Origin of the sequence: Streptomyces swartbergensis (assembly GCF_002148965.1) — a bacterium.
In the GTDB taxonomy this organism is placed as follows: Bacteria; Actinomycetota; Actinomycetes; order Streptomycetales; family Streptomycetaceae; genus Streptomyces; species Streptomyces swartbergensis.
On record NZ_NGFN01000154.1, the window covers coordinates 1 to 19693 of the forward strand.

Below are 19693 nucleotides of genomic sequence, written 5' to 3' on the forward strand. Positions count from 1 at the left end.
CCGCGAACTACCCACCCCACCGCACACTCCACGGCCGAAGTACAAGCCCTATCCGTAACCCGCGCCCGAATCACCGCCCTACGCCGCATCGACCTCACCATCGCCCCCGGCGAGACCATCGCCCTCATGGGCCGCAACGGCGCAGGAAAGTCCACCCTGCTCAACTCCCTGGTCGGCCTGGTCACCCCCAGCTCGGGAACCGTCCGGCTCGGCGACGCCGTCCCTCACCGCACCGCCCCGAAGGACCTCGTCCGCAAGGTCGGCCTGGTCCCGCAGGAGCCGCGTGACCTGCTGTACGCCGACACCGTCGCCGCCGAGTGCGCGGCGGCCGACCAGGACGCGGACGCGGAGCCCGGCACGTGCCGGGCCCTGGTCTGCGAACTGCTGCCCGGCGTCACGGACGACACCCACCCCCGGGACCTCTCGGAGGGGCAGCGGCTCGCTCTCGCCCTGGCCGTCGTGCTGACCGCCCGGCCTCCGCTGCTCCTGTTGGACGAGCCGACGCGGGGCCTGGACTACGCGGCCAAGGCCCGTCTGGTCGGTGTGCTGCGCGGTCTGGCCGCCGAGGGGCACGCCATCGTGCTGGCCACGCACGACGTGGAGCTGGCCGCCGAGATCGCTCACCGGGTGGTGCTGCTCGCCGACGGAGAGGTGATCGCCGACGGCCCGACGGCGGACGTCGTGGTCTCCTCGCCCTCCTTCGCCCCGCAGGTCACCAAGATCCTGGCCCCGCAGCACTGGCTCACGGTCTCCCAGGTCCGAGCGGCCCTCCAGCCCGGGACCACCTCGTGAACGCCCAGCGTCAGGCCCGGGCCGTCCGCCTCGGCCCCCGCTCCGTCGCCGCCCTGGCCCTGGTCAGCGCCGTGGGCGTCGTCGGCTTCGGCTGGCCGTTCCTGACCCCGCCCACCTCGCGGCTCAGCGCCCACGCGCAGGACGCGCCCTGGCTCTTCGCGGGCCTGCTGGTGCTGCTCGTGGCGGTGGTGGCCGCGGCGGTCTCGGAGTCCGGTCTCGGCCCGAAGGCGGTCGCGATGCTCGGCGTGCTGGCCGCCACGGGTGCGGCCCTGCGGCCGATCGGCGCCGGTACCGCCGGGATCGAGCCGATGTTCTTCCTGATGGTGCTGAGCGGGCGGGTCCTCGGCCCGGGGTTCGGGTTCGTCCTCGGCTCGGTGACGATGTTCGCGTCCGCGCTGCTCACGGGCGGGGTCGGCCCCTGGCTGCCGTTCCAGATGCTGTCGATGGGCTGGTTCGCGATGGGCGCGGGCCTGCTGCCGGGCCCGGACCGGCTGCGCGGCCGGGCGGAGCTCGTGCTGCTCGCGGCCTACGGCTTCCTGGCCGCCTTCGCCTACGGCACGGTCATGAACCTGGTCGGCTGGCCCTTCATGAGCGCCCTCGCCTCCAACGTCGCCTTCGACCCGCACGCGGCGGTCGCCGGCAACCTGGCCCGTTTCCTCGCGTACTGCCTGGCCACGTCGCTGGGCTGGGACCTGGGGCGGGCCGTCGTCACGGTCGTCCTGACGCTCACGCTCGGCCCCGCGGTCCTCCGGGCGCTGCGCCGTGCCACCCGCCGGGCGGCCTTCGAGACGCCGGTCACGTTCGACGCGCCCCGGACGTGAAGCCCCCCACATGACCCGCGTCACGTACGAAGCGGGGCCGTAGGCGCACGCCCTGGTCAGTGGACCGAAGCTCCCCTCACATGCGGTCACAGGTAGTAAACGGGTTCTTTGCGGGCATCTGGCGCGCCTGTTTCTCTGGACGACCGCCCCGCTCCCGACGAGAGGTCGCCTGTGCCCGCCGCGTCCGCCCTCCGCCGCATCGCCACCCCGAAGAAGGCCCTCGCCGGCGCTGCCCTGGCCGCGGCCGCCTGCGGCACCCTGATCGGCGCCGGGCCCGCCCATGCCGTCCCGGCGGAAGGCTCCTCGGCGCCGAGTGGGGCCTCGACTACATGAAGGACCGCTACGGCAGCGCTTGCGGCGCCTGGGACTTCTGGCAGACGAACCACTGGTACTGAGCCCGGATACCCGCCCCCCAAGAACCGAAGGCGGCGGCCCCCTGATCCCCGGGGCCGTCGCCTTCGCCTACTTGCTCTCGATCCTCCCCAACGGGCTGGGCTCCTCCTCCAGCGCGATCACCGCCGCCTTCCAGCCGGTGTCCTCGGGACAGAGGGCGCTGCGCAGGTAGGCGCTGGTGAGCTGCTGGATGAGAGCGACGCGTGCGGGACTCTCGTCGGTCGTCTCGGCGACCTCGTACCCGGGGATGCCCCCGAGCGAGTGCTCCGCTCCGAACAGCGTGAGCAGGCTCTTGCTTCCCGGGCTGTAGACGTAAGGGTCGGTGAACCAGTCCGGTCCGCGCGTGGACAGCGCGGAGTCGTCGCGGTCCCCGGCGACGATGAGCGCCGGCGTGGTCATGGTGTCGAAGGACGGCCTCATGAAGGGGAGGTGCTCGACGGCGAACGGGGTGAGGTCGTCACCCAGGCCGGCCAGGGCGAACAGCACCCCCGCCTTCACCCGGGGGTCGGACAGGTCCTCACCGGGAACACCGTCGGGGTCGAGGACGCGCGCGCCCAGCAGCGTGCTCGCCGTCTGCGCTCCCCAGGAGTGGCCGGCCACGGCGACGCGGTCGCGGTCGACGCGCCCGGCGAGGCCCGGCACGGAGGCTTCCAGGACGTCGAGTCCGTCCAGCACGCGCTTCAGGTCCTCGATACGGAAGCGCCAGATCCGCGGCGTACGCGGGTCGTCGGCGGGCAGGCCCAGCGTCCGGGAGTCCAGGTGGGTGGGCTGGACGACCACGAAGCCCTGCGCCGCCCAGTAGTCGGCCAGCGGGGCGTAGCCGTTCATCGACCAGCCGAAGCCGTGCGAGAAGACGACCACGGGCAGCTCGCCGCCGGTCGCGGGGGCGGACACGCGGACCTGGAGGTCCTCACCGCGGCCCGGGGCGGACAGGACCACCGGCTTCGCGGAGATCACCATGGAGTTGGATTCGGGCATGGAGGTGCCTTCCGGTCAGGTATGCCATCATGAATGAAACGGAACGTTGCTCCACTTACGATGATACGGACGATACGGAGCACCGTTCCGCTTTGCAACATCACGGAAGGACGTCACGGTGAACGACAGCGGCCAGAGCGCCGGAAGCTCAGCCCGAAGCTCAGCCCGGCCCAAGCGCAAGGACGCCCGGCGCAACCAGCAGGCCCTGCTGGACGCGGCCGCCGAGGTCTTCGTCAGCTCGGGCGTGGACGCGCCGGTACGGGACATCGCGGCCAAGGCCGGCGTCGGGATGGGCACGATCTACCGCCACTTCCCCACCCGGGCGGACCTCGTCATCGCCGTCTACCGCCACCAGGTCGACGCCTGCGCCGAAGCCGGCCCGGCCCTGCTGGCAGCCGGCCCGACACCCCATGCCGCCCTGGTGCGGTGGGTCGATCTCTTCGTCGACTTCCTGGTCACCAAGCACGGCCTGGCCACCGCGATGCAGGGGGACAGCACCTGCTTCGGGCCGCTGCACACCTACTTCCTCGACCGTCTCCTGCCGGTGTGCACCCAACTGCTCGAAGCCGCCGCCGCGTCCGGCGAGATCCGCTCCGACCTCGACGCCTACCAGTTCATGCGCGGCATCGGAAACCTCTGCGTCGGCGCCGACAGCGACCCCCGCTACGACGCACGCCGACTGGTCGCGCTCCTCGTCGCGGGGCTGCGCCAACCGCACTGACCCCGCACTCGCGAGTCACCGGGAACGGACCTGGAGCTCCTTCACCCCGTTGATCCACGCCGACCTCAACCGACGTGGATTCTCGACCAGTTGCAGGCCCGGCATGGCGTCGGCGATCGCGTTGAAGATGAGGTCGATCTCCAGCACGGCGAGGGACTTGCCCAGGCAGTAGTGCGGACCGCCGCCTCCGAAACCGAGGTGGGGATTGGGATCGCGGGTGATGTCGAAGTCGTCCGGCGCGTCGAAGACCTCAGGATCATGGTTGGCGGAGGCATAGAACAGCCCCACCCGGTCGCCCTCGCGGATCAGCTTGCCGCCCAGCTCGGTGTCCTGGGTGGCGGTGCGCTGGAAGGCGGCGACCGGGGTCGCCCAGCGCACGATCTCCTCCGCCGTCGTCGACGGCCGCTGCCTCTTGTACAGCTCCCACTGCTCGGGGTGGGTGAGGAAGGCGTGCATGCCGTGGGTGATGGCGTTGCGGGTGGTCTCGTTGCCCGCGACGGCCAGCATCAGCACGAAGAAGCCGAACTCGTCGGAGTTGAGGTTGCCCTGGTCCTCCGCAGCCACCAACTGCGTGACGATGTCGTGCGCGGGGCACTGCTTGCGGTCGGCCGCCATGTTCATCGCGTAGGCGATGATCTCCGTGGCCGACTCGGCGCCGACCTCCTCGGTGATGGCGTACTCGGGATCGTCGTAGGCGATCATCTTGTTGGACCAGTCGAAGATCTTGTCCCGGTCCTCCTGTGGCACGCCCATCAGCTCGGCTATCGCCTGGAGGGGCAGTTCGCAGGCGACCTGGGTGACGAAGTCGAACGGGCCGGTGTGCGCGCGGGCGTTCGCCACGATCGCGCGGGCACGGGCCCGCAGCCGCTCCTCCAGCGCGCGGATCGCCCGGGGCGTGAACCCGCGCTGCACGATCTGCCGCACCCGCGTGTGCTCCGGCGGGTCCATGTTCAGCAGGATGAACCGCTGCGCGTCGATGGAGTCACGCTCGATGTGCTCGTTGAAGCGGATGATCGCCGTGTTGAGGTACGACGAGAACAACTCCGGGTGCGTGGAGACGTGCTTGACGTCGGTGTGCCGGGTGACCGCCCAGTACCCCTCGTCCTGGAAACCGGCGAGACCCGCCGGCTGCGGCACCCAGCAGACCGGCTCCACCCGGCGCAGCTCGGCGAACTCCGGCAGCGGCACACGGCTGTGCAGCAGGTCCGGGTCGGTGAAGTCGAACCCCTCGGGCAGCGCGGGACAGGACATGGCGGCTCCCACCACTCGTACCGGCTCTGATTCTGACGGCCCATCAGCTGTGCGGAGTTGCGGTGACGGTAGTAACGGGTTCTACAAGTAGCAAGGGGCACGAGCCCCTCAATTACCCGCACGACTCTTGCGGTCGGCGAGCAGCCCTCAGCACACTGCTGGCAGAACTAGAACGCGTACTAGTTCCGCGTAGCCTCCCGGAGAGGACCCGCACCCATGGCTGCCGAACCCGTGATCGTCGAAGCCGTACGCACGCCCATCGGCAAGCGCGGCGGCGCGCTCGCCAACCTGCACCCCGCCTACCTCCTGGGCGAGACCTACCGCGAGCTCCTCGGCCGCACCGGTATCCCCGCCGACTGCGTCGAGCAGATCGTCGGCGGTACGGTCACCCACGCCGGCGAGCAGTCCATGAACCCCGCGCGCACGGCCTGGCTCACGATGGGGCTCCCCTACGAGACGGCAGCGACGACCGTCGACGCGCAGTGCGGGTCCTCCCAGCAGGCCTCCCACATGCTGGCCAACATGGTCGCCACGGGCGTGATCGACGTCGGCATCTCCTGCGGCGTGGAGTCGATGTCCCGGGTGCCGCTCGGGTCGGGCTCGAAGCACGGTCCGGGCAAGCCGTTCCCCGACGAGTGGAACGTCGACCTGCCGAACCAGTTCGAGGCGGCCGAGCGCATCGCCCGCCACCGTGGCCTGACCCGGGAGAACGTCGACGCCCTGGGCCTCGCCTCCCAGGAGCGGGCCGCCCACGCCTGGGCGGAGGAGCGCTTCAAACGAGAGACGTTCGCGGTCCAGGTACCGACGACGGAGGAGGAACAGCACGCCGGGCAGGGCATGTGGCGCCTGGTGGACAAGGACGAGGGCCTGCGCGACACGACGGCGGAGGCGCTGGCCGCGTTGAAGCCGATCATGCCGACGGCGGTCCATACGGCCGGCAACTCGTCCCAGATCTCCGACGGGGCGGCGGCGCTCCTGTGGGCGTCGAAGCGGATGGCCAGGGCCTTGAAGCTGCGGCCCCGGGCCCGGATCGTGGCTCAGGCGTTGGTTGGGTCAGACCCCCACTTCCACCTGGACGGGCCGATCGACGCGACCAGGGCCGTGCTGGGCAAGGCCGGGATGTCCCTCAAGGACATCGACCTCGTGGAGATCAACGAGGCGTTCGCCTCGGTCGTACTGAGCTGGGCGCAGGTCTTCGAGCAGGACCTGGAGAAGGTGAACGTGAACGGCGGCGCGATCGCGCTCGGGCACCCGGTGGGAGCCACCGGGGCCCGGCTCATCACGACGGCTCTTCACGAACTGGAGCGCGCGGACAAGGAGTTCGCACTGATCACGATGTGTGCGGGTGGCGGTTTGGCCACCGGCACGATCATTCAGCGGTTGTAGCCGTCGTCCAGTTGACGAAGGTGGTGAACGTGGCGGGGTCGAGGGTGAGGATCGGTCCCGCCGGGGTCTTGGAGTCGCGTATTGCGATGGTGGTGTGCGGGGTTTCGGCGACTTCGAGGCACTGGCCGCCTTGGTCGCCGCTGTACGTCGACGCGCGCCAGTCCAAGGCCCCGATCGGCGCGCACTCGACGCATTCGCCTCCTTGGTCGCCGCTGTAGCTGGACTTACGCCACAGGATCCCCGTCGGAATCGCGTTGCTCGCCATAGCGTTCCTCCATCACTCGCCGGATCAGCTCCGCCGAATCCCTGAGGGAGAGCGCGGCGGCCTGAAGATGATCGTAACGGAGCGAGCAGTCCCTGACGGTGTCCGGATTCGCGGTCGGATGCCCGCTTCCATAGCCCTCGGTGTAGACGATGGCCGGGTCGCTCGTGAACCGGAAGAGGGTGAACGAGCCTTGCATTCCCGCGTGCGCCCCGGCCGAGAACGGCAGGATCTGGATGTTGACCAGCGGGATGTGCTCGAAGGCCAACAGATGGGCCAGTTGCCCGCGCATGGTCTCCGGGCCGCCCACTTCCTGGTACAGGACGGACTCGCTGACGACCATCCAGAGGATCGGGGGCTGCTCCTTGTCGAGGATGCGCTGTCGAGCCAGCCGGACGGCAGTGCGGTCTTCCAGGTCGGTGCCGTCCAGCACACCGAGAACAGCACGTGCGTACTCGGGCGTCTGAAGAAGGCCGTGAATCGCGTGCGTCTGGAAAGTGCTGATCTCAGTCGCCCGCGCCTCCAGCTCCGCCACCTGCTGAAACCAGGCCGGGAGCCGACTCCGCAGCACCAGTTCGACCAGCCGGGAGAACATACCGTCCGTCCCCAGCGCCGCATCCACCCGTTCACTGAACTCCGGCGTCGGAAGCTTCCTGGCCGTCTCGATCTGGCCGACGAGCGAGCCCGTGTAGTTGAGGATCTCCCCGAGCTGCTTCTGGGTCAGCCCGGCAGCCTCCCGGCATCTCCTCAGCTCGAAGCCGTAGTAATCGAGCGGAGACGCACCCGGGTCAAGGGCGTTGATGTGGGTCACGGCAGAAGCCCCTCTCACGCAACTCGGCCCACAATGGGACCGGTTGTATCCGTTCCGTAGCCCAGAGTAGTCAGGGCACGTCACCCTCGCCCTGTGAACGAATACATTCCCGCCCAGCACACGATGCGCCTCACCGTCGGTGAACACGCCCCCCGCCACATCCGCCGTATCGTCCGCTCCTTCCTCGAAGAGTGGCGCATGCCCCAGCTGTCGGACGCCGTCGAGCTGGGCGTGACCGAGCTGCTGGCGAACGTCGTACAGCACGTCCCGGACCGCCGCTGCGCGCTGCTGTTGCTGCGGCAGCCGGACGGGGTACGGGTGGAGGTCACGGACGGCAGCGACCAACTCCCCTGCTCACCGACCTCGCCGGACCCGGAGTCCGAGGGCGGCCGTGGGCTGCTCCTGCTCGACGCGATGGTCGACAAGTGGGGTGTGTCGCCGTGGCGCGGGGGCGGCAAGACCGTGTGGTTCGAATGCGGGGCCGAGTCCGTCGCTCCAGAGTCCTTTCAACAGGGAATGACACCCCGACGCACATAGACCACCACCTGCGCCCCATGCACCCCCGTCCGCTCGCACACCTCGAAGTGCGCCCGCAGCGTCCGCCGTTTGACCTCCTCCTCGGGGACGGCGTCGAGCGGCTGCCCGGGCGGATCCTGGAGGGTGACGATGCGGTCCGTCGCCAGGATGTGGCGGCGGATCTCGGCGGCCTTCAGCTCGGTGCCCTGGAGTGTGCGCGAAACCGCCGGGGACTCCGCGAGGGCGAGGTCGTCGAGACGGCCGTAGACCCCGGGGTGGGACAGGAGCCATTCGCGGCGCCGGGACGGCATGAACAGGACCCCGTCGCCCTTGTGCGCCTGCCGCTCCACCACCCGGGCGACCGCGACCACGTCGTCCTTGCGACTCTCGGGCGAGCGGACCAGCAGTGACCACGGCAGCAGCACCGCGACCGCCGCCCCGGCCAGCAGACAGGCCGTCAGCATCCGGGCGGCGGGGGCGAGTCGGTGCCGTTGCCCGATCGCCCACGCCAGTGCGGTCCCGGCGGGCAGCGCCAGGCCCGTCATGCCGTACAGCACGTACCGGTCGACGTACCACGGCTTGATCAGCGAGATCGTCATCAGCAGACCGGCCGGGGCGATGAGCAGCGGCAGGGCGAGGCGGGTCAGGGGGACGGCTCCGGGGGCGCCCACGCGCAGGAGCAGCCGGCACAGCGCCACGGCCGCCGCCGAGAGCCCCGCGAACAGCAGCCACGCGCTCAGGCTCGGGCGTCCGAGCCAGCCCAGTTGGGCCTCCGCCTGTCCCGCGCTGATCACCGCCAGAGGTAACAGGCTCGTCCCCACGGCGACCGCCGCGATCGCCCACCGCCACGCGTCCCGGCGCTCCGGGCGTGACCGCCACAGCGTCAGCCCGTGGGCCACGAGCGCCGGCGCGGCGAACTCGTGGAGCCAGGAGGCGAGTACGAGCGTCAGGGCGTAGGCCGTCCACCAGCGGGCGCGGGAGTCGGCGGTGGCACGCAGGAGGAAGTACGCCGCCCAGGTGACGCCCGCGGTGACCAGCGCGTACGAGCGGCCCTCCTGCGCGTACTGCTGTGTGAGGGGCAGCACGGCGAAGACGAGTCCCGCGAGGGTGCCGGCCCGGCGTCCGGCCAGCCGGGTGCCGATCGCCCCGACTCCGGCCGCGGCGAGGGCGGTTGCCGCCACCGAGGGCAGCCGGAGGGCGAGCAGGCCGCCGTCCCACACGGCGAACACGGCGTGCATGAGGAGGTAGTACAGACCGTGCACGGCGTCGATCTGGCTCAGGAGGCCCCACAGTTCATCCAGCGAGCGGTGGGCGACCTGGTAGGTGACGGACTCGTCGCGCCACATGCTGTCCTGCCGCTCGATGCCCCACAGGCCGAGGTCGAGGGCGGCCAGAGCGGGGACGGCGGCCGGAAGAGTCCGTCTCCACCGGGCCGCCCGCGGGGACGGCCGGGGCGGCACGGGTCGGGGACCGCGTGCACCCGGGATCGTGCCCGTGGTGTCCAGGTGCTGAGTGATCGCTGCCTCCGCGGGCGTGGATGTGCGTGGCCCGCTTCATGAGACGCGCATCGCCCCCGTCGGGATGCCTGGCTTACAGGCGGACCATCAGACAGAACTCGTCGACCGACCGGTGCTCGCCTTCGCCGCCCGGGACTCCTGCCGCGGATCGGCGGTGGACGACCGCGGCCCCGTCAGTACGTACACGAGACCGAAGCCCGCCCCGACCACCAGGGCCCCGCCCACCGCGTCCAGCACCCAGTGGTTCGCCGTCGCGACGATCGCGGACGCGGTGAGCAGCGGGTGCAGCATCCCCAGGGCCTTGATCCACCACTGGCGCGCCAGGACGGCGATCACGACGCCGCACCACAGCGACCAGCCGAAGTGCAGGGACGGCATCGCCGCGTACTGGTTGGTCAGGGCGGTGAGGGTGCCGTAGTCGGGCTGGGAGAAGTCCTGGGCGCCGTGGACGGTGTCGATGAAGCCGAGCGTYGGCATCAGCCGGGGTGGGGCCAGCGGGTAGAGCCAGAAGCCGACCAGGGCGAGCAGGGTGGCGAGGCCCAGGGCGGAACGGGCCCAGCGGTAGTCGGCGGGGCGGCGCCAGTAGAGGAGGGCGAGGACGGTCAGCGGGGCGGCGAAGTGGAACGACTCGTAGTAGAAGTCGAAGAGGTTCCGCAGCCAGCCGATCGTGACGACGGTGTGGTTGGCCCAGTGCTCGATGTCGATGTGCAGGGCGCGTTCCAGGCCGAGGATCTGCCGGCCGTTCTCCTCGGCCTCGGCCCGGCCGGCCGAGATGCTGCCTCCGGTGGCGGCGAGCCGGACCTGGGAGTAGGCGGCGTAGGTGACCCGGATGAGGAGCAGCTCCAGGAGGAGGTTCGGTCGGGTGAGGACCCGGCGCAGGAAGGGCGCGAGCGGGATGTGCCGGAAGCGGGACGCGGCGGCGGGGGCGTACTCGGTCGGTGTCGGCGACTGGTAGTGCGGGGAGGTGCGGGAGAGGAACGGCACGGCCGTGGCGGCGGCGAGGGCGGCCAGCAGGACGAGGTTCGTGCGCAGCGGGTCCAGCGACGGCATGTCCGGCAGCAGCATCCTGGCCGGCAGGGTCATGACCAGGACGACGGCGACCGGCCAGACGTAGCGGTCACAGGCGCGTCTGCCGGCCCGGCCGACGACCGCGAGCAGCACCCACAGCAGCTGGTGCTGCCAGGCGGCCGGCGAGACGACGATCGCGGCGCAGCCGGTGATCGCGACGGCGAGGAGGAGCTGGCCGTCGTCGAAGTAGCGCACGGCGCGGCGCAGGGCCAGGACGGCGACGGCCGCGCCGAGCGTCAGGAAGAGCGCGACCTCCAGGGGGCCGTTCAGGCCGAGCCGCAGCAGGGCGCCGTGCAGGGACTGGTTGCCGAGGTCGTCGGCCCGGCCGCCGAGGCCGACGCCGGCCATGTGGTGGACCCAGTAGGTGTGGGAGTCGTGCGGCATCGCGGCCCAGGCGAGCGCGGTGCAGGCGGCGAAGGTGACGCCGGTGGAGAGCGCGGCGCGTCTGCGGCCGGTGAACCACAGCAGGGGCGTGAAGAGCAGCAGCGTGGGCTGGAGCGCGGCCGCGACGCCGATGAGCAGGCCGCTGGTCCGCTGGCCGTGGGCGACGAAACAGCCCAGCAGGACGAGCAGGACCGGGATGATGCTGGTCTGGCCGAGCCACAGGGTGTTGCGGACCGGCAGGGACAGCATGAGCAGGCCGATGGCGACGGGAGCGGCCAGCAGGGCCGTGCGGCGGCCGATGGGCTGGGGCAGGGCGCGGGCGGCGACCATGCCGAGGGCGACGACCAGCAGCAGCGTGCCGAAGGTCCAGCCCCAGCCGAGGGCCTGCTCGGCCGCGCGGGTGAGCGGCTTGAGGACGAGCCCGCCGAAGGGCGTGCCGGTGAAGCGGGTGGAGTCGTAGAGCGAGCCGGTCACGTGCAGCACGCCGTTCGGCCCGACCCAGGTCTCCAGGTCCGTCAGCCGTTCCCCGCGTGGGCTGCCGAGGACGACGGCCACCTGCCGTGCGGCGAGGGCCGCGACGATCAGCCACAGGCCGAGGCAGSCCACGCGCAGACGTGCCTGGGTCCCGCCGACGGCTGTCGCTCCGATGGCTTCCGTCGGTCGTCCGCTGCGTTCCGCGTTCGTCACGCCTCGCCGGCCTCCCGCCCCGTACGTCGCCCCCCGGGAGGAAGACGCGGGCTAGCCCCGGTTCACCTGACGTCTGCCTCCTTTTGTCCGGTTGACGATAGTGCGGAGTGCGCGCGGTTGCCTCTCGTGGACGCGAGAAGGATCACATCAAGATCGCGCGGGAGCCGTTCCCGGGCGGGCGGACGTGCCTGCGTATCCGGGATTTAGATGCCCTCTGCAACGAAATACGTACGGTCCGTAATCGGCCTTTGTCCGCCTATCGTCGCTTTTCGGCCCGTACGACAGCGCCGCCGCGCGGACCGCGTCCCTGTCCCCGTCGAAAGGTAGGCGAGCGAGTCTTGTCGACTGTCTCAGTCGTCGCTCCCGCGTCCGGCCTGAAGAGCCGCGCAGCGAAAACCCCCGGCACCACCGTCACCGACCCCGCGCTCGTCAAGCGCGCCGTGAAGGCGGCCGCGCTGGGCAACGCGATGGAATGGTTCGACTTCGGCGTCTACAGCTACATCGCGGTCACGCTGGGCAAGGTCTTCTTCCCCTCGGGCAACCCCACCGCGCAGCTGCTCTCCACGTTCGGCGCCTTCGCCGCGGCCTTCCTGGTCCGCCCCCTCGGCGGCATGGTCTTCGGCCCGCTCGGCGACCGCGTCGGCCGCCAGAAGGTCCTCGCGCTCACCATGATCATGATGGCGGCGGGCACCTTCGCGATCGGCCTGATCCCGTCGTACGCGACGATCGGTGTCGGCGCGCCGATCCTGCTCCTGGCCGCCCGCCTCGTGCAGGGCTTCTCCACCGGCGGCGAGTACGCGGGTGCCTCCACGTTCATCGCCGAGTACGCCCCCGACAAGCGGCGCGGCTTCCTCGGCAGCTGGCTGGAGTTCGGCACGCTCGCCGGGTACATCGGCGGCGCGGGCCTGGTCACGCTGATGACCGCCCTGCTGTCCGCCGACGACCTGACCTCCTGGGGCTGGCGCATCCCGTTCCTGATCGCGGGCCCGATGGGCATCATCGGCCTCTACCTGCGGATGCGCCTGGAGGAGACCCCGGCGTTCGCGGCCGAGGTCGAGAAGGCCGAGACCAACCGCCCCAAGGTGCCGCTGCGCGAGATGATCACCGGCCAGTGGCCCGCGCTGCTGCTCTGCGTCGGCCTGGTGCTGGTCTTCAACGTCACCGACTACATGCTGCTGTCGTACATGCCGAGCTACCTGACCGGTCAGCTCCACTACGACGAGACGCACGGTCTGCTCGTCGTCCTCGGCGTGATGGCCCTGATGATGATCGTCCAGCCGTTCGCCGGCGCGCTGACCGACCGGATCGGCCGCCGCCCGGTGATCGCCACCGGCTGCGCGGGCTTCCTGCTGCTGTCCGTCCCGGCCCTGCTGCTGATCCGCGAGGGCAGCCTCCTGGCCGTCGCGCTCGGCATGGGCGCCCTCGGCCTGCTGCTGGTCTGCTTCACGGCGGCCATGCCCTCGGCGCTCCCGGCGCTGTTCCCGACGAAGGTCCGCTACGGCTCCCTGTCCATCGGCTTCAACGTCTCCGTGTCCCTGTTCGGCGGCACGACGCCGCTGGTGGTCACGGCCCTGATCGGCGCGACCGGGAACATGATGATGCCCGCGTACTACATGATGGCCGCGGCCGTCGTCGGCGGTTTCGCGGTGTGGCGCATGGCCGAGTCGGCGGGTCGCCCGCTGCCGGGTTCGGCACCGTCGGTGGCCGGCTGAGAACCGCGGGTGGCCGGCTAAGAACCAATCGGTGGCCGGCCGGGACAAGACACGCCGGGCGACATCCCACTGACAGCGAACCGGTGCACCACGTATCTTCGTGACCGCCACTAGTTAGGGATGCTAACTATGCGTACGAAAGGTAGAGGTGCATGAGCGAGTCGCACGTCTGGGACGAGGTCGACGCCTACTTCACCGACCGCCTCGCCCCGGACGACGAAGCCCTGGCGGCCGCCCTGCGCGACAGCGACGCCGCCGGGCTTCCGCACATCAACGTCGCGGGCAACCAGGGCAAGCTCCTCCAGCTCCTGGCCCAGATCCAGGGCGCCCGCCACATCCTGGAGATCGGCACGCTCGGCGGCTACAGCACCATCTGGCTGGCCCGCGCCCTGCCCGCCGACGGACGGCTGGTCTCCCTGGAGTACGACCCCAAGCACGCCGAGGTCGCCGTCCGCAACATCGCCCGCGCCGGCCTGGACAAGCTCGTCGAGGTCCGGGTGGGCCCGGCCCTGGAGTCGCTGCCCAAGCTGGCCGACGAGAACCCGCCCCCCTTCGACCTGGTGTTCATCGACGCCGACAAGGCCAACAACCCGCACTACGTGGAGTGGGCCCTGAAGCTCACCAGCACGGGCAGCCTGATCGTCCTCGACAACGTCGTCCGCGGCGGCCGCGTGACCGACGCGGCGAGCACGGCCCCGGACGTGACGGGCACCCGCGCCGCGATCGAACTGATCGGCAGCCATCCGCGGTTGAGCGGTACGGCGATCCAGACGGTCGGCATGAAGGGGTACGACGGGTTCGCGCTGGCGCGGGTGCTGGCGTAGGGCCGACGGTCGTCAGGCGCTCAGATCTCGTGGTAGAAGCCCACGTTGACGCTGCGCGGGGCGGTGCGGTCCTGGACGATGACCTCGCCGCTGCCGCCCCTGGGCAGCGGGACGGTGCCGCCGTAGGCGAGGGGCTGGGCGTACTCCCCCACCGTGAGCCGGACTTCGGAGGACGGGTCGGGCTGGGAGCCGCGCAGCCAGGTCAGCTGCCAGGTCCCGTCGGGCCCGCACAGGAACTCCAGGTGGACGCGGGAGACGAACAGCCAGTCGTCCGGCGTCGAGAGCCGGCACACCGACTTGTCGCGGCCCACCCGCAGCACGGCACCCGGCTCGCTGGGCGCGTCGGCCATGAGCATGCCGGCCGTGGCACCCTCCTCCGCCGCGGACACGGCGGCCATGGTGAGTTCGAGCACGTGCGCTCCTCCTGAGACGTCCTGGTGGGTCTGCAAGCCCGCCGCATGATAGAACGCCCGGCTGCGCGGTGTCCGGCACAATGGGTTCATGACCGAGCGAAAGCCACCCGGCGTCGGCTTCGAGTCCTGGGTCGACAAGCAGATCCGTGATGCGGAGACCCGCGGCGAGTTCGAGCGGTTGCCGGGGGCGGGCAAGCCGCTGCCGGCCGATGTGGACGCCACCTACGACGAACTATGGTGGGTCAAGCGGAAGATGGCCCGCGAGGGCCTCTCGGTCCTGCCGCCGACACTGGCGCTGCGCAAGGAGGCGGAGGACGCGCTGCCGGCCGCGTACGCGGCTCCTTCGGAGCAGGCCGTCAGGAAGATCATCGGCGAGATCAACGACAAGATCCGCGACATGATGTTCAAGCCGCCGCCCGGGCCCCCGCTGGGTAAGAAGCCGTACGACGTCGAGGACGTCGTACGGCAGTGGCGGGAGCGCCGGGCGGACCGGTGACCGGGGCTCGGGAGCACCCGGCTCACACGTGCAGCAGCCGTTCCGCCAGCTCCCGGTAGTCCTTCAGGGCCAGACGGAGCTGCTCGGTGTCGCCGCTCGACACGGGCTTGCCCTGGCCGCCCTCCACGGACTGCCAGGAGTGGCGCAGGGTGCGGCGGCGCTGGGTCACGGCCTCGGTGAACCGGGCCGCGATCTCCTCCAGCACGTGGTCGGCCTCCTCGACGGCGGCCCGGGGGGCGTCGACGAACTCGGCGACGGCGTGGTGCAACTGGGAGGCGAGTTTGTCGGACTCGTCGTGGGGGAGCAGGTGCGTGCCGTGTGCTCCGGAGGTCCCCGAGGTCGGGGAGGTCTCGGAGGCTACGGGGGTCCGTGAGGTTTCAGGGGTCCCCTTTCCGGTGGTGCGGTGCGTCGGGTCGTCGATGCCGTGCGGCGTCGAGCCGTGTCCTGTGCCCAGGGCGGTCTCGCCCCGTGCGTCGGGAACGGCGGAGCCTCGGGCGTCGGGGCCGGCGGAGCCGCGTGCGTCACGATCGGCAGCGCCTGTCGCGTCAGGACGGGCCGAGCCGCGGACGTCGCGGGTGTCGTCGCCGGGCGGTCGGGTCATGTCGGACATCGAATCTCAACTCTCCTTCGCCTGACGTCGGTGGAGCGCCCACGGCATGTGCCCGCCGCGGTCGGCCGGAGCCTTGCGGCCGCCGTTCAGCCCGGCCTTGTGCCGTCCGCCCTCAGGGCGTCCGCCCAGGTGCGGGCCGGCGGCATGGCCTCCGCCATCGTGGCGGGCCGGCCGTACCAGCTCCTCGAACAGGGCGCGGGCCGCCACCATGGCCTCACGCATGTCTTCCGTACCGGTGCCGCCGTCCCGGGCGTCCTCCGCGCGCAGGTGCGCCGCGCGGTGCACGCGCCGGTAGCCGTCCACGTGGTGAGGGTGGTGCACGGACAGCGCGGCGAGCTGTTCCTCGTACTGCCCGCCGTCCGGGAAGCCCCGGGCACCGGCGAGCTCCGCGAGCAGCCGGTCCGCCTCGGCGACCGCCTCCCGCGGCGAGTCGACGAACCGCTCCTGGGCGGCCGTCCAGCGCGCCTCGTACTGCTCGCGCTGCGCCGGCTCCAGCGCTCGTTCGCGCAGGTCGGCGTGGCGCTCCACGCGCTCGGCGAGCTCGCGCTCGGCGGCTTTGGCGTCGCCGTCGTGGCGGGCGACGGCCAGGTCGTACTCGGGTCCGAAGCGCCGCTTCAGGCTCGGGCCGCGCCGAGCCCCTCGGGCGCGCAGGGTCATGACGGCCGCGATGATGACGACGACCGCCGCGATCACGATCAGAGCAATGATCAGGCCAGTGGACATGAATGCCTTCCGGGTTCTCGGCCCAACCGGCTCTCCTCGCGAGCCGGTTCGCCGACCGGGTAGCCCGGAAGCAGGCCCCCAAACGGCGCCCGGGCCGCCCCCGGGGCGCGAACGCCCTTTGGGTTATTCGGTTGCGGACCGGGTACGGCCCCCGCCGAGAATGCCGGTCATGATCTGGACCGTGGCCCCGGAACCGTACGACTCCCCCGTCGCCGCCGCCCTGTGGCGGGCGTACTACACCGAGGTCAGCGACCGCTGGTACCTGCTGCACGAGGGGCGCCGGACCGACCCGGACGAGCTGGAGCGGGAGATCGCCCAGCAGCCGGGCACCGAACTCGCGCCGCCGCGCGGGCAGTTGCTGGTCGCCCGGTACGGCGGTGAGCCGGCCGGCACCGCGGGCGTACGGCTGCTGGACGGCACGACCGCCGAGCTCAAGCGGGTGTTCCTGCACGAGTCGATGCGCGGCAAGGGCGGCGCCGCGCTCCTGGTCGGGGCCGCCGAGGACGCCGCACGCGCGCTCGGCGCCGGGCGGATCGTCCTCGACACCCGCGGCGACCTCGTCGAGGCCCGCGCCCTCTACGCCCGGCTCGGCTACGCGGAGACCGAACCGTACAACGACGACCCGTACGCCGAGCACTGGTTCGCCAAGCGCCTCACCTGACCGCCCCGACCGGCGATCGCCTGCCTCAGCCGAGGTACTCCACCGGACGCGCCTCGGACGGCCGCTCCCGCCGGGAGCCGCACAGTTCGCCGTTCAGCTCCCGCACGAGCTGCACCAGATCCGTCGGCCGGTCCGGCCCCCACCAGTCGCCGAGCAGCTCGGCGAGGGACTCCTCACGGGCCTGGGCCAGCCGCTCGGCGACCTCGCGTCCCCGGTCGGTCAGGACCATGTCGAGGCCCGTGCGCACGGCGAGCCGCCGCTCCTCGACCTGCCGGGCGGCCGCCATGATCACGGGCAGTGACACGGGAGTCCGCTCGGCCAGTACGGCCGGTTCCACCGAGCCGTACCGCCTGATCCGCAGCAGCAGCCAGCTCGCCGCGGGCAGCAGGTCGTAACCCGCCCGGGCGGTGATCTCCCGGTAGATCTCGCGCCGCCCCGCGCGGGTGCCGAGCACCGACAGCGCACGGCACACCTCGTCGTACGAGGACCGCTGGACGGGGTTGCTGGCCAGGGTCTCCGTGACGTCGGGCGCGGTGACCGAGCCGCGCAGCCGGTCCTCCTTCAGGAACCAGGCCAGCACGAAGCCGAGGAGCGCGACGGGGGCGGCGTACAGGAAGACGTCCGTGATGGACACGGCGTACGCGTGCAGGGCCGGCGGGCGCAGGCCGGGCGGCAGGGCGGCGATGCCGCGCGGGTCGGCCTCCAGCGCGGCCACGGAGACGCCGGGCGGCAGCTGTGCTCCCCGGAAGGCGTCCGTGAGCTGGTCGCCGAGCCGGTTCGCGAAGACCGTGCCGAAGACGGCCACGCCGAACGAGGCCCCGATGGAGCGGAAGAAGGTGGCGCCGGAGGTGGCGACACCCAGGTCCTCGTACGGGACGGCGTTCTGCACGATGAGCACGAGGACCTGCATCACCAGGCCCAGTCCGAGGCCGAAGACGAAGAAGAAACCGCTCAGCTCGGCGGTGGAGCTGTGCTCGTCGAGCTGGTGGAGCAGGAGCAGCCCGAGGGTGGTGACGCCGGTGCCGGCGATCGGGAACACCTTCCAGCGGCCGGTCCGGCTGACGATCTGCCCGGAGGCCGTCGAGGCCAGCAGCAGCCCCAGCACCATCGGCAGCATGTGCACACCGGACATGGTCGGGCTGACGCCCTGCACGACCTGGAGGAAGGTCGGCAGGTAGACCATCGCGCCGAACATGGCGAAGCCGACGACGAAACTGATCACGGCGGCGAGCGTGAAGGTGCGGACGCGGAAGAGCTTCAGCGGCAGGACGGGTTCGGCGGCCCGGCGCTCGACGGCCAGGAAGGCGACGGCGAGGACGACGCCCAGCACGGCGAGCCCGACGATCTGCGCGGACCCCCATCCCCAGGTCGTGCCCCCGAGGGAGGCGACGAGCACCAGGCAGGTGGCGACGGCCGCGATGAGGAAGGTGCCGAGGTAGTCGATGACGTGTCGCTGCGCCCGGCGCGGGATGTGCAGCACGGCCGCGATCACGGCGAGCGCCACGATCCCGACGGGCAGGTTGACGTAGAACACCCAGCGCCAGCTCACATGCTGCGTGAACAGCCCGCCGAGCAGCGGCCCGAGCACACTCGTGGCGCCGAACACGGCCCCGAACAGCCCCTGGTAACGCCCGCGTTCGCGGGGCGGGACGAGGTCGCCCACGATGGCCATCGACAACACCATCAGCCCGCCACCGCCGAGCCCCTGCACGGCCCGGAACGCGATGAGCTGGGTCATGTCCTGCGCCGCGCCGCACAGCGCGGAGCCGACGAGAAAGATCACGATCGCCGTCTGGAACAGCCGCTTGCGGCCGTACTGGTCGCCGAGTTTGCCCCACAGCGGGGTCGCCGCGGTCGCGGCCAGCAGGTAGGCGGTGACCACCCAGGACAGGTGGTCCATGCCGCCGAGCTCGCTGACGATGGTGGGCAGCGCGGTCGACACGATGGTCTGGTCGAGGGCGGCGAGCAGCATCCCGAGGAGCAGGGCCCCGATGGAGACCAGTACGTTCCCGGACACATGCTCCCGGTGGGCGGCGCCCTGGTCCGGCGCCTTCGTGACGTGCACATGACCGGCCATGAGACCTCCCGAGTCCTGTGACATTTTCCATCGTGACCGGTGTGAAGCGGTATGGCCCGCCGAGTCCTTTTGGAAGCTTTCCTTCCGGGGCTCGCCCTCGGCACTGTGGAGAAGATCTGGATAATCTCTGGAGTTCGCGAGGGGAGGGAGGAACGCGTGGAACAGCCGAACGGCCACCCGTGCCCGGAGTGCGGCACGCCCAGACAGCCGGACAACACCCCGTCCTGCACCTGTACCCACCGCGCCGCGGAGGCTCTCCGCAGCACCCGCACGACCGAGGCGGCGGTAGCGGAGGACTTCGACCCGCTCCGCATCCGCCCGTACGTCGAACTCACGCCGTCCCCTGAGACCCGGGGCACCCCGGGCCCCTCCGCGGAGGCCTGGACGACGTCGCCCTCGCACGCGACGGCCTCGGGCCCCGAGCGGCCCACGCGGGCGACCGAAGGCGCCCCACGGCAAACCCACGCGGACGGCAGGCCGACGCCCACGGGTGCCTCCCACGCCGAGACCCCGACGCGGCCGCCCGAAGACGCCCCACGACGGACSCCCGGGCRGGCAGCGGACACCCCGCGACCGCCCCRGCCCCACCT

At 71.4% G+C, this 19693-nt stretch carries 19 protein-coding genes and 1 pseudogene; 10 read left to right on the forward strand and 10 right to left on the reverse strand.

Going from position 1 to position 19693, the window contains the following annotated elements; all coding sequences use genetic code 11:
• From CA983_RS23550 to CA983_RS23560, 3 genes and pseudogenes are all read left to right on the forward strand, one after another.
• A partial coding sequence (locus CA983_RS23550) for an energy-coupling factor ABC transporter ATP-binding protein (RefSeq protein ID WP_143645541.1) occupies positions 1-792 on the forward strand: 792 nt, incomplete at its 5' end.
• Entirely contained in the window at positions 789-1613 is an 825-nt protein-coding gene (locus tag CA983_RS23555) for an ECF transporter S component (protein WP_086602883.1), read from the forward strand. The genes CA983_RS23550 and CA983_RS23555, both read left to right, overlap by 4 nt.
• A 171-nt stretch (positions 1614-1784) precedes the next feature.
• Positions 1785-2008: pseudogene (locus CA983_RS23560) on the forward strand (aggregation-promoting factor C-terminal-like domain-containing protein).
• Between the two features lie 67 nt (positions 2009-2075).
• Here CA983_RS23560 and CA983_RS23565 read toward each other — a convergent pair.
• Positions 2076-2984: an alpha/beta hydrolase family protein gene (locus CA983_RS23565; RefSeq protein ID WP_086602884.1), complete on the reverse strand. Its 909-nt coding sequence runs from the start codon at positions 2982-2984 to the stop codon at positions 2076-2078.
• 118 nt (positions 2985-3102) lie between these two features.
• Here CA983_RS23565 and CA983_RS23570 point away from each other — a divergent pair, with 118 nt between their 5' ends.
• Positions 3103-3705, forward strand: coding sequence for a TetR/AcrR family transcriptional regulator (locus CA983_RS23570; protein ID WP_086602885.1), 603 nt, complete (start codon positions 3103-3105; stop codon positions 3703-3705).
• Positions 3706-3720: 15 nt separating this feature from the next.
• On the opposite strand, the gene CA983_RS23575 is transcribed toward CA983_RS23570, so the two are convergent.
• Positions 3721-4956, reverse strand: coding sequence for a cytochrome P450 (locus CA983_RS23575; RefSeq protein ID WP_086602886.1), 1236 nt, complete (start codon positions 4954-4956; stop codon positions 3721-3723).
• Between the two features lie 216 nt (positions 4957-5172).
• Here CA983_RS23575 and CA983_RS23580 point away from each other — a divergent pair, with 216 nt between their 5' ends.
• Entirely contained in the window at positions 5173-6342 is a 1170-nt protein-coding gene (locus CA983_RS23580; protein WP_086602887.1) for a steroid 3-ketoacyl-CoA thiolase, read from the forward strand.
• On the opposite strand, the gene CA983_RS23585 is transcribed toward CA983_RS23580, so the two are convergent.
• Complete coding sequence (locus tag CA983_RS23585; RefSeq protein ID WP_086602888.1) at positions 6326-6607, reverse strand: DUF397 domain-containing protein; 282 nt, start codon at positions 6605-6607, stop codon at positions 6326-6328. The two genes, CA983_RS23580 and CA983_RS23585, sit on opposite strands and share 17 nt — an antisense overlap.
• Complete coding sequence (locus CA983_RS23590; RefSeq protein ID WP_086602889.1) at positions 6567-7415, reverse strand: helix-turn-helix domain-containing protein; 849 nt, start codon at positions 7413-7415, stop codon at positions 6567-6569. Before CA983_RS23590 ends, CA983_RS23585 begins: the two co-directional genes overlap by 41 nt.
• A gap of 93 nt (positions 7416-7508) precedes the next feature.
• Here CA983_RS23590 and CA983_RS23595 point away from each other — a divergent pair, with 93 nt between their 5' ends.
• A complete protein-coding gene (locus CA983_RS23595) occupies positions 7509-7952 on the forward strand; it encodes an ATP-binding protein (protein WP_086602890.1) in 444 nt (147 codons plus the stop codon).
• On the opposite strand, the gene CA983_RS23600 is transcribed toward CA983_RS23595, so the two are convergent.
• Both CA983_RS23600 and CA983_RS23605 read right to left on the reverse strand, forming a co-directional pair.
• Positions 7922-9391, reverse strand: coding sequence for a glycosyltransferase family 39 protein (locus tag CA983_RS23600; RefSeq protein WP_244207074.1), 1470 nt, complete (start codon positions 9389-9391; stop codon positions 7922-7924). The genes CA983_RS23595 and CA983_RS23600 overlap by 31 nt on opposite strands.
• A gap of 144 nt (positions 9392-9535) precedes the next feature.
• Positions 9536-11587: a bifunctional glycosyltransferase 87/phosphatase PAP2 family protein gene (locus CA983_RS23605; protein ID WP_086602891.1), complete on the reverse strand. Its 2052-nt coding sequence runs from the start codon at positions 11585-11587 to the stop codon at positions 9536-9538.
• Between the two features lie 338 nt (positions 11588-11925).
• Here CA983_RS23605 and proP point away from each other — a divergent pair, with 338 nt between their 5' ends.
• Both proP and CA983_RS23615 read left to right on the forward strand, forming a co-directional pair.
• Positions 11926-13299 carry a glycine betaine/L-proline transporter ProP gene (gene proP, locus CA983_RS23610; RefSeq protein ID WP_107500267.1) on the forward strand — a complete coding sequence of 458 codons (1374 nt, stop codon included), beginning with the start codon at positions 11926-11928 and terminating at the stop codon, positions 13297-13299.
• Between the two features lie 152 nt (positions 13300-13451).
• Positions 13452-14123, forward strand: coding sequence for an O-methyltransferase (locus tag CA983_RS23615; protein WP_086602892.1), 672 nt, complete (start codon positions 13452-13454; stop codon positions 14121-14123).
• A gap of 20 nt (positions 14124-14143) precedes the next feature.
• On the opposite strand, the gene CA983_RS23620 is transcribed toward CA983_RS23615, so the two are convergent.
• The gene (locus CA983_RS23620) at positions 14144-14536 is read right to left on the reverse strand and encodes an FHA domain-containing protein (protein WP_167407440.1); all 393 of its coding nucleotides are present in this window, start codon (positions 14534-14536) and stop codon (positions 14144-14146) included.
• An 88-nt stretch (positions 14537-14624) separates the two neighbouring features.
• Here CA983_RS23620 and CA983_RS23625 point away from each other — a divergent pair, with 88 nt between their 5' ends.
• Positions 14625-15032, forward strand: a complete 408-nt coding sequence (locus tag CA983_RS23625) for a DnaJ family domain-containing protein (RefSeq protein ID WP_086602894.1) — start codon at positions 14625-14627, stop codon at positions 15030-15032.
• A 22-nt stretch (positions 15033-15054) separates the two neighbouring features.
• Here CA983_RS23625 and CA983_RS23630 read toward each other — a convergent pair whose 3' ends face one another.
• Positions 15055-15642 carry a hypothetical protein gene (locus CA983_RS23630; RefSeq protein WP_086602895.1) on the reverse strand — a complete coding sequence of 196 codons (588 nt, stop codon included), beginning with the start codon at positions 15640-15642 and terminating at the stop codon, positions 15055-15057.
• Positions 15643-15648: 6 nt separating this feature from the next.
• On the reverse strand, positions 15649-16365 hold the full coding sequence (locus CA983_RS23635) for a hypothetical protein (protein ID WP_086602896.1): 717 nt from the start codon (positions 16363-16365) through the stop codon (positions 15649-15651).
• Positions 16366-16534: 169 nt separating this feature from the next.
• Between CA983_RS23635 and CA983_RS23640 the strand changes: the two genes are divergently transcribed.
• The gene (locus tag CA983_RS23640) at positions 16535-17026 is read left to right on the forward strand and encodes a GNAT family N-acetyltransferase (protein ID WP_086602899.1); all 492 of its coding nucleotides are present in this window, start codon (positions 16535-16537) and stop codon (positions 17024-17026) included.
• A gap of 25 nt (positions 17027-17051) precedes the next feature.
• Here CA983_RS23640 and CA983_RS23645 read toward each other — a convergent pair whose 3' ends face one another.
• Positions 17052-19103, reverse strand: a complete 2052-nt coding sequence (locus CA983_RS23645; protein ID WP_107500268.1) for an MDR family MFS transporter — start codon at positions 19101-19103, stop codon at positions 17052-17054.
• Between the last annotated feature and the right edge of the window lie 590 nt (positions 19104-19693).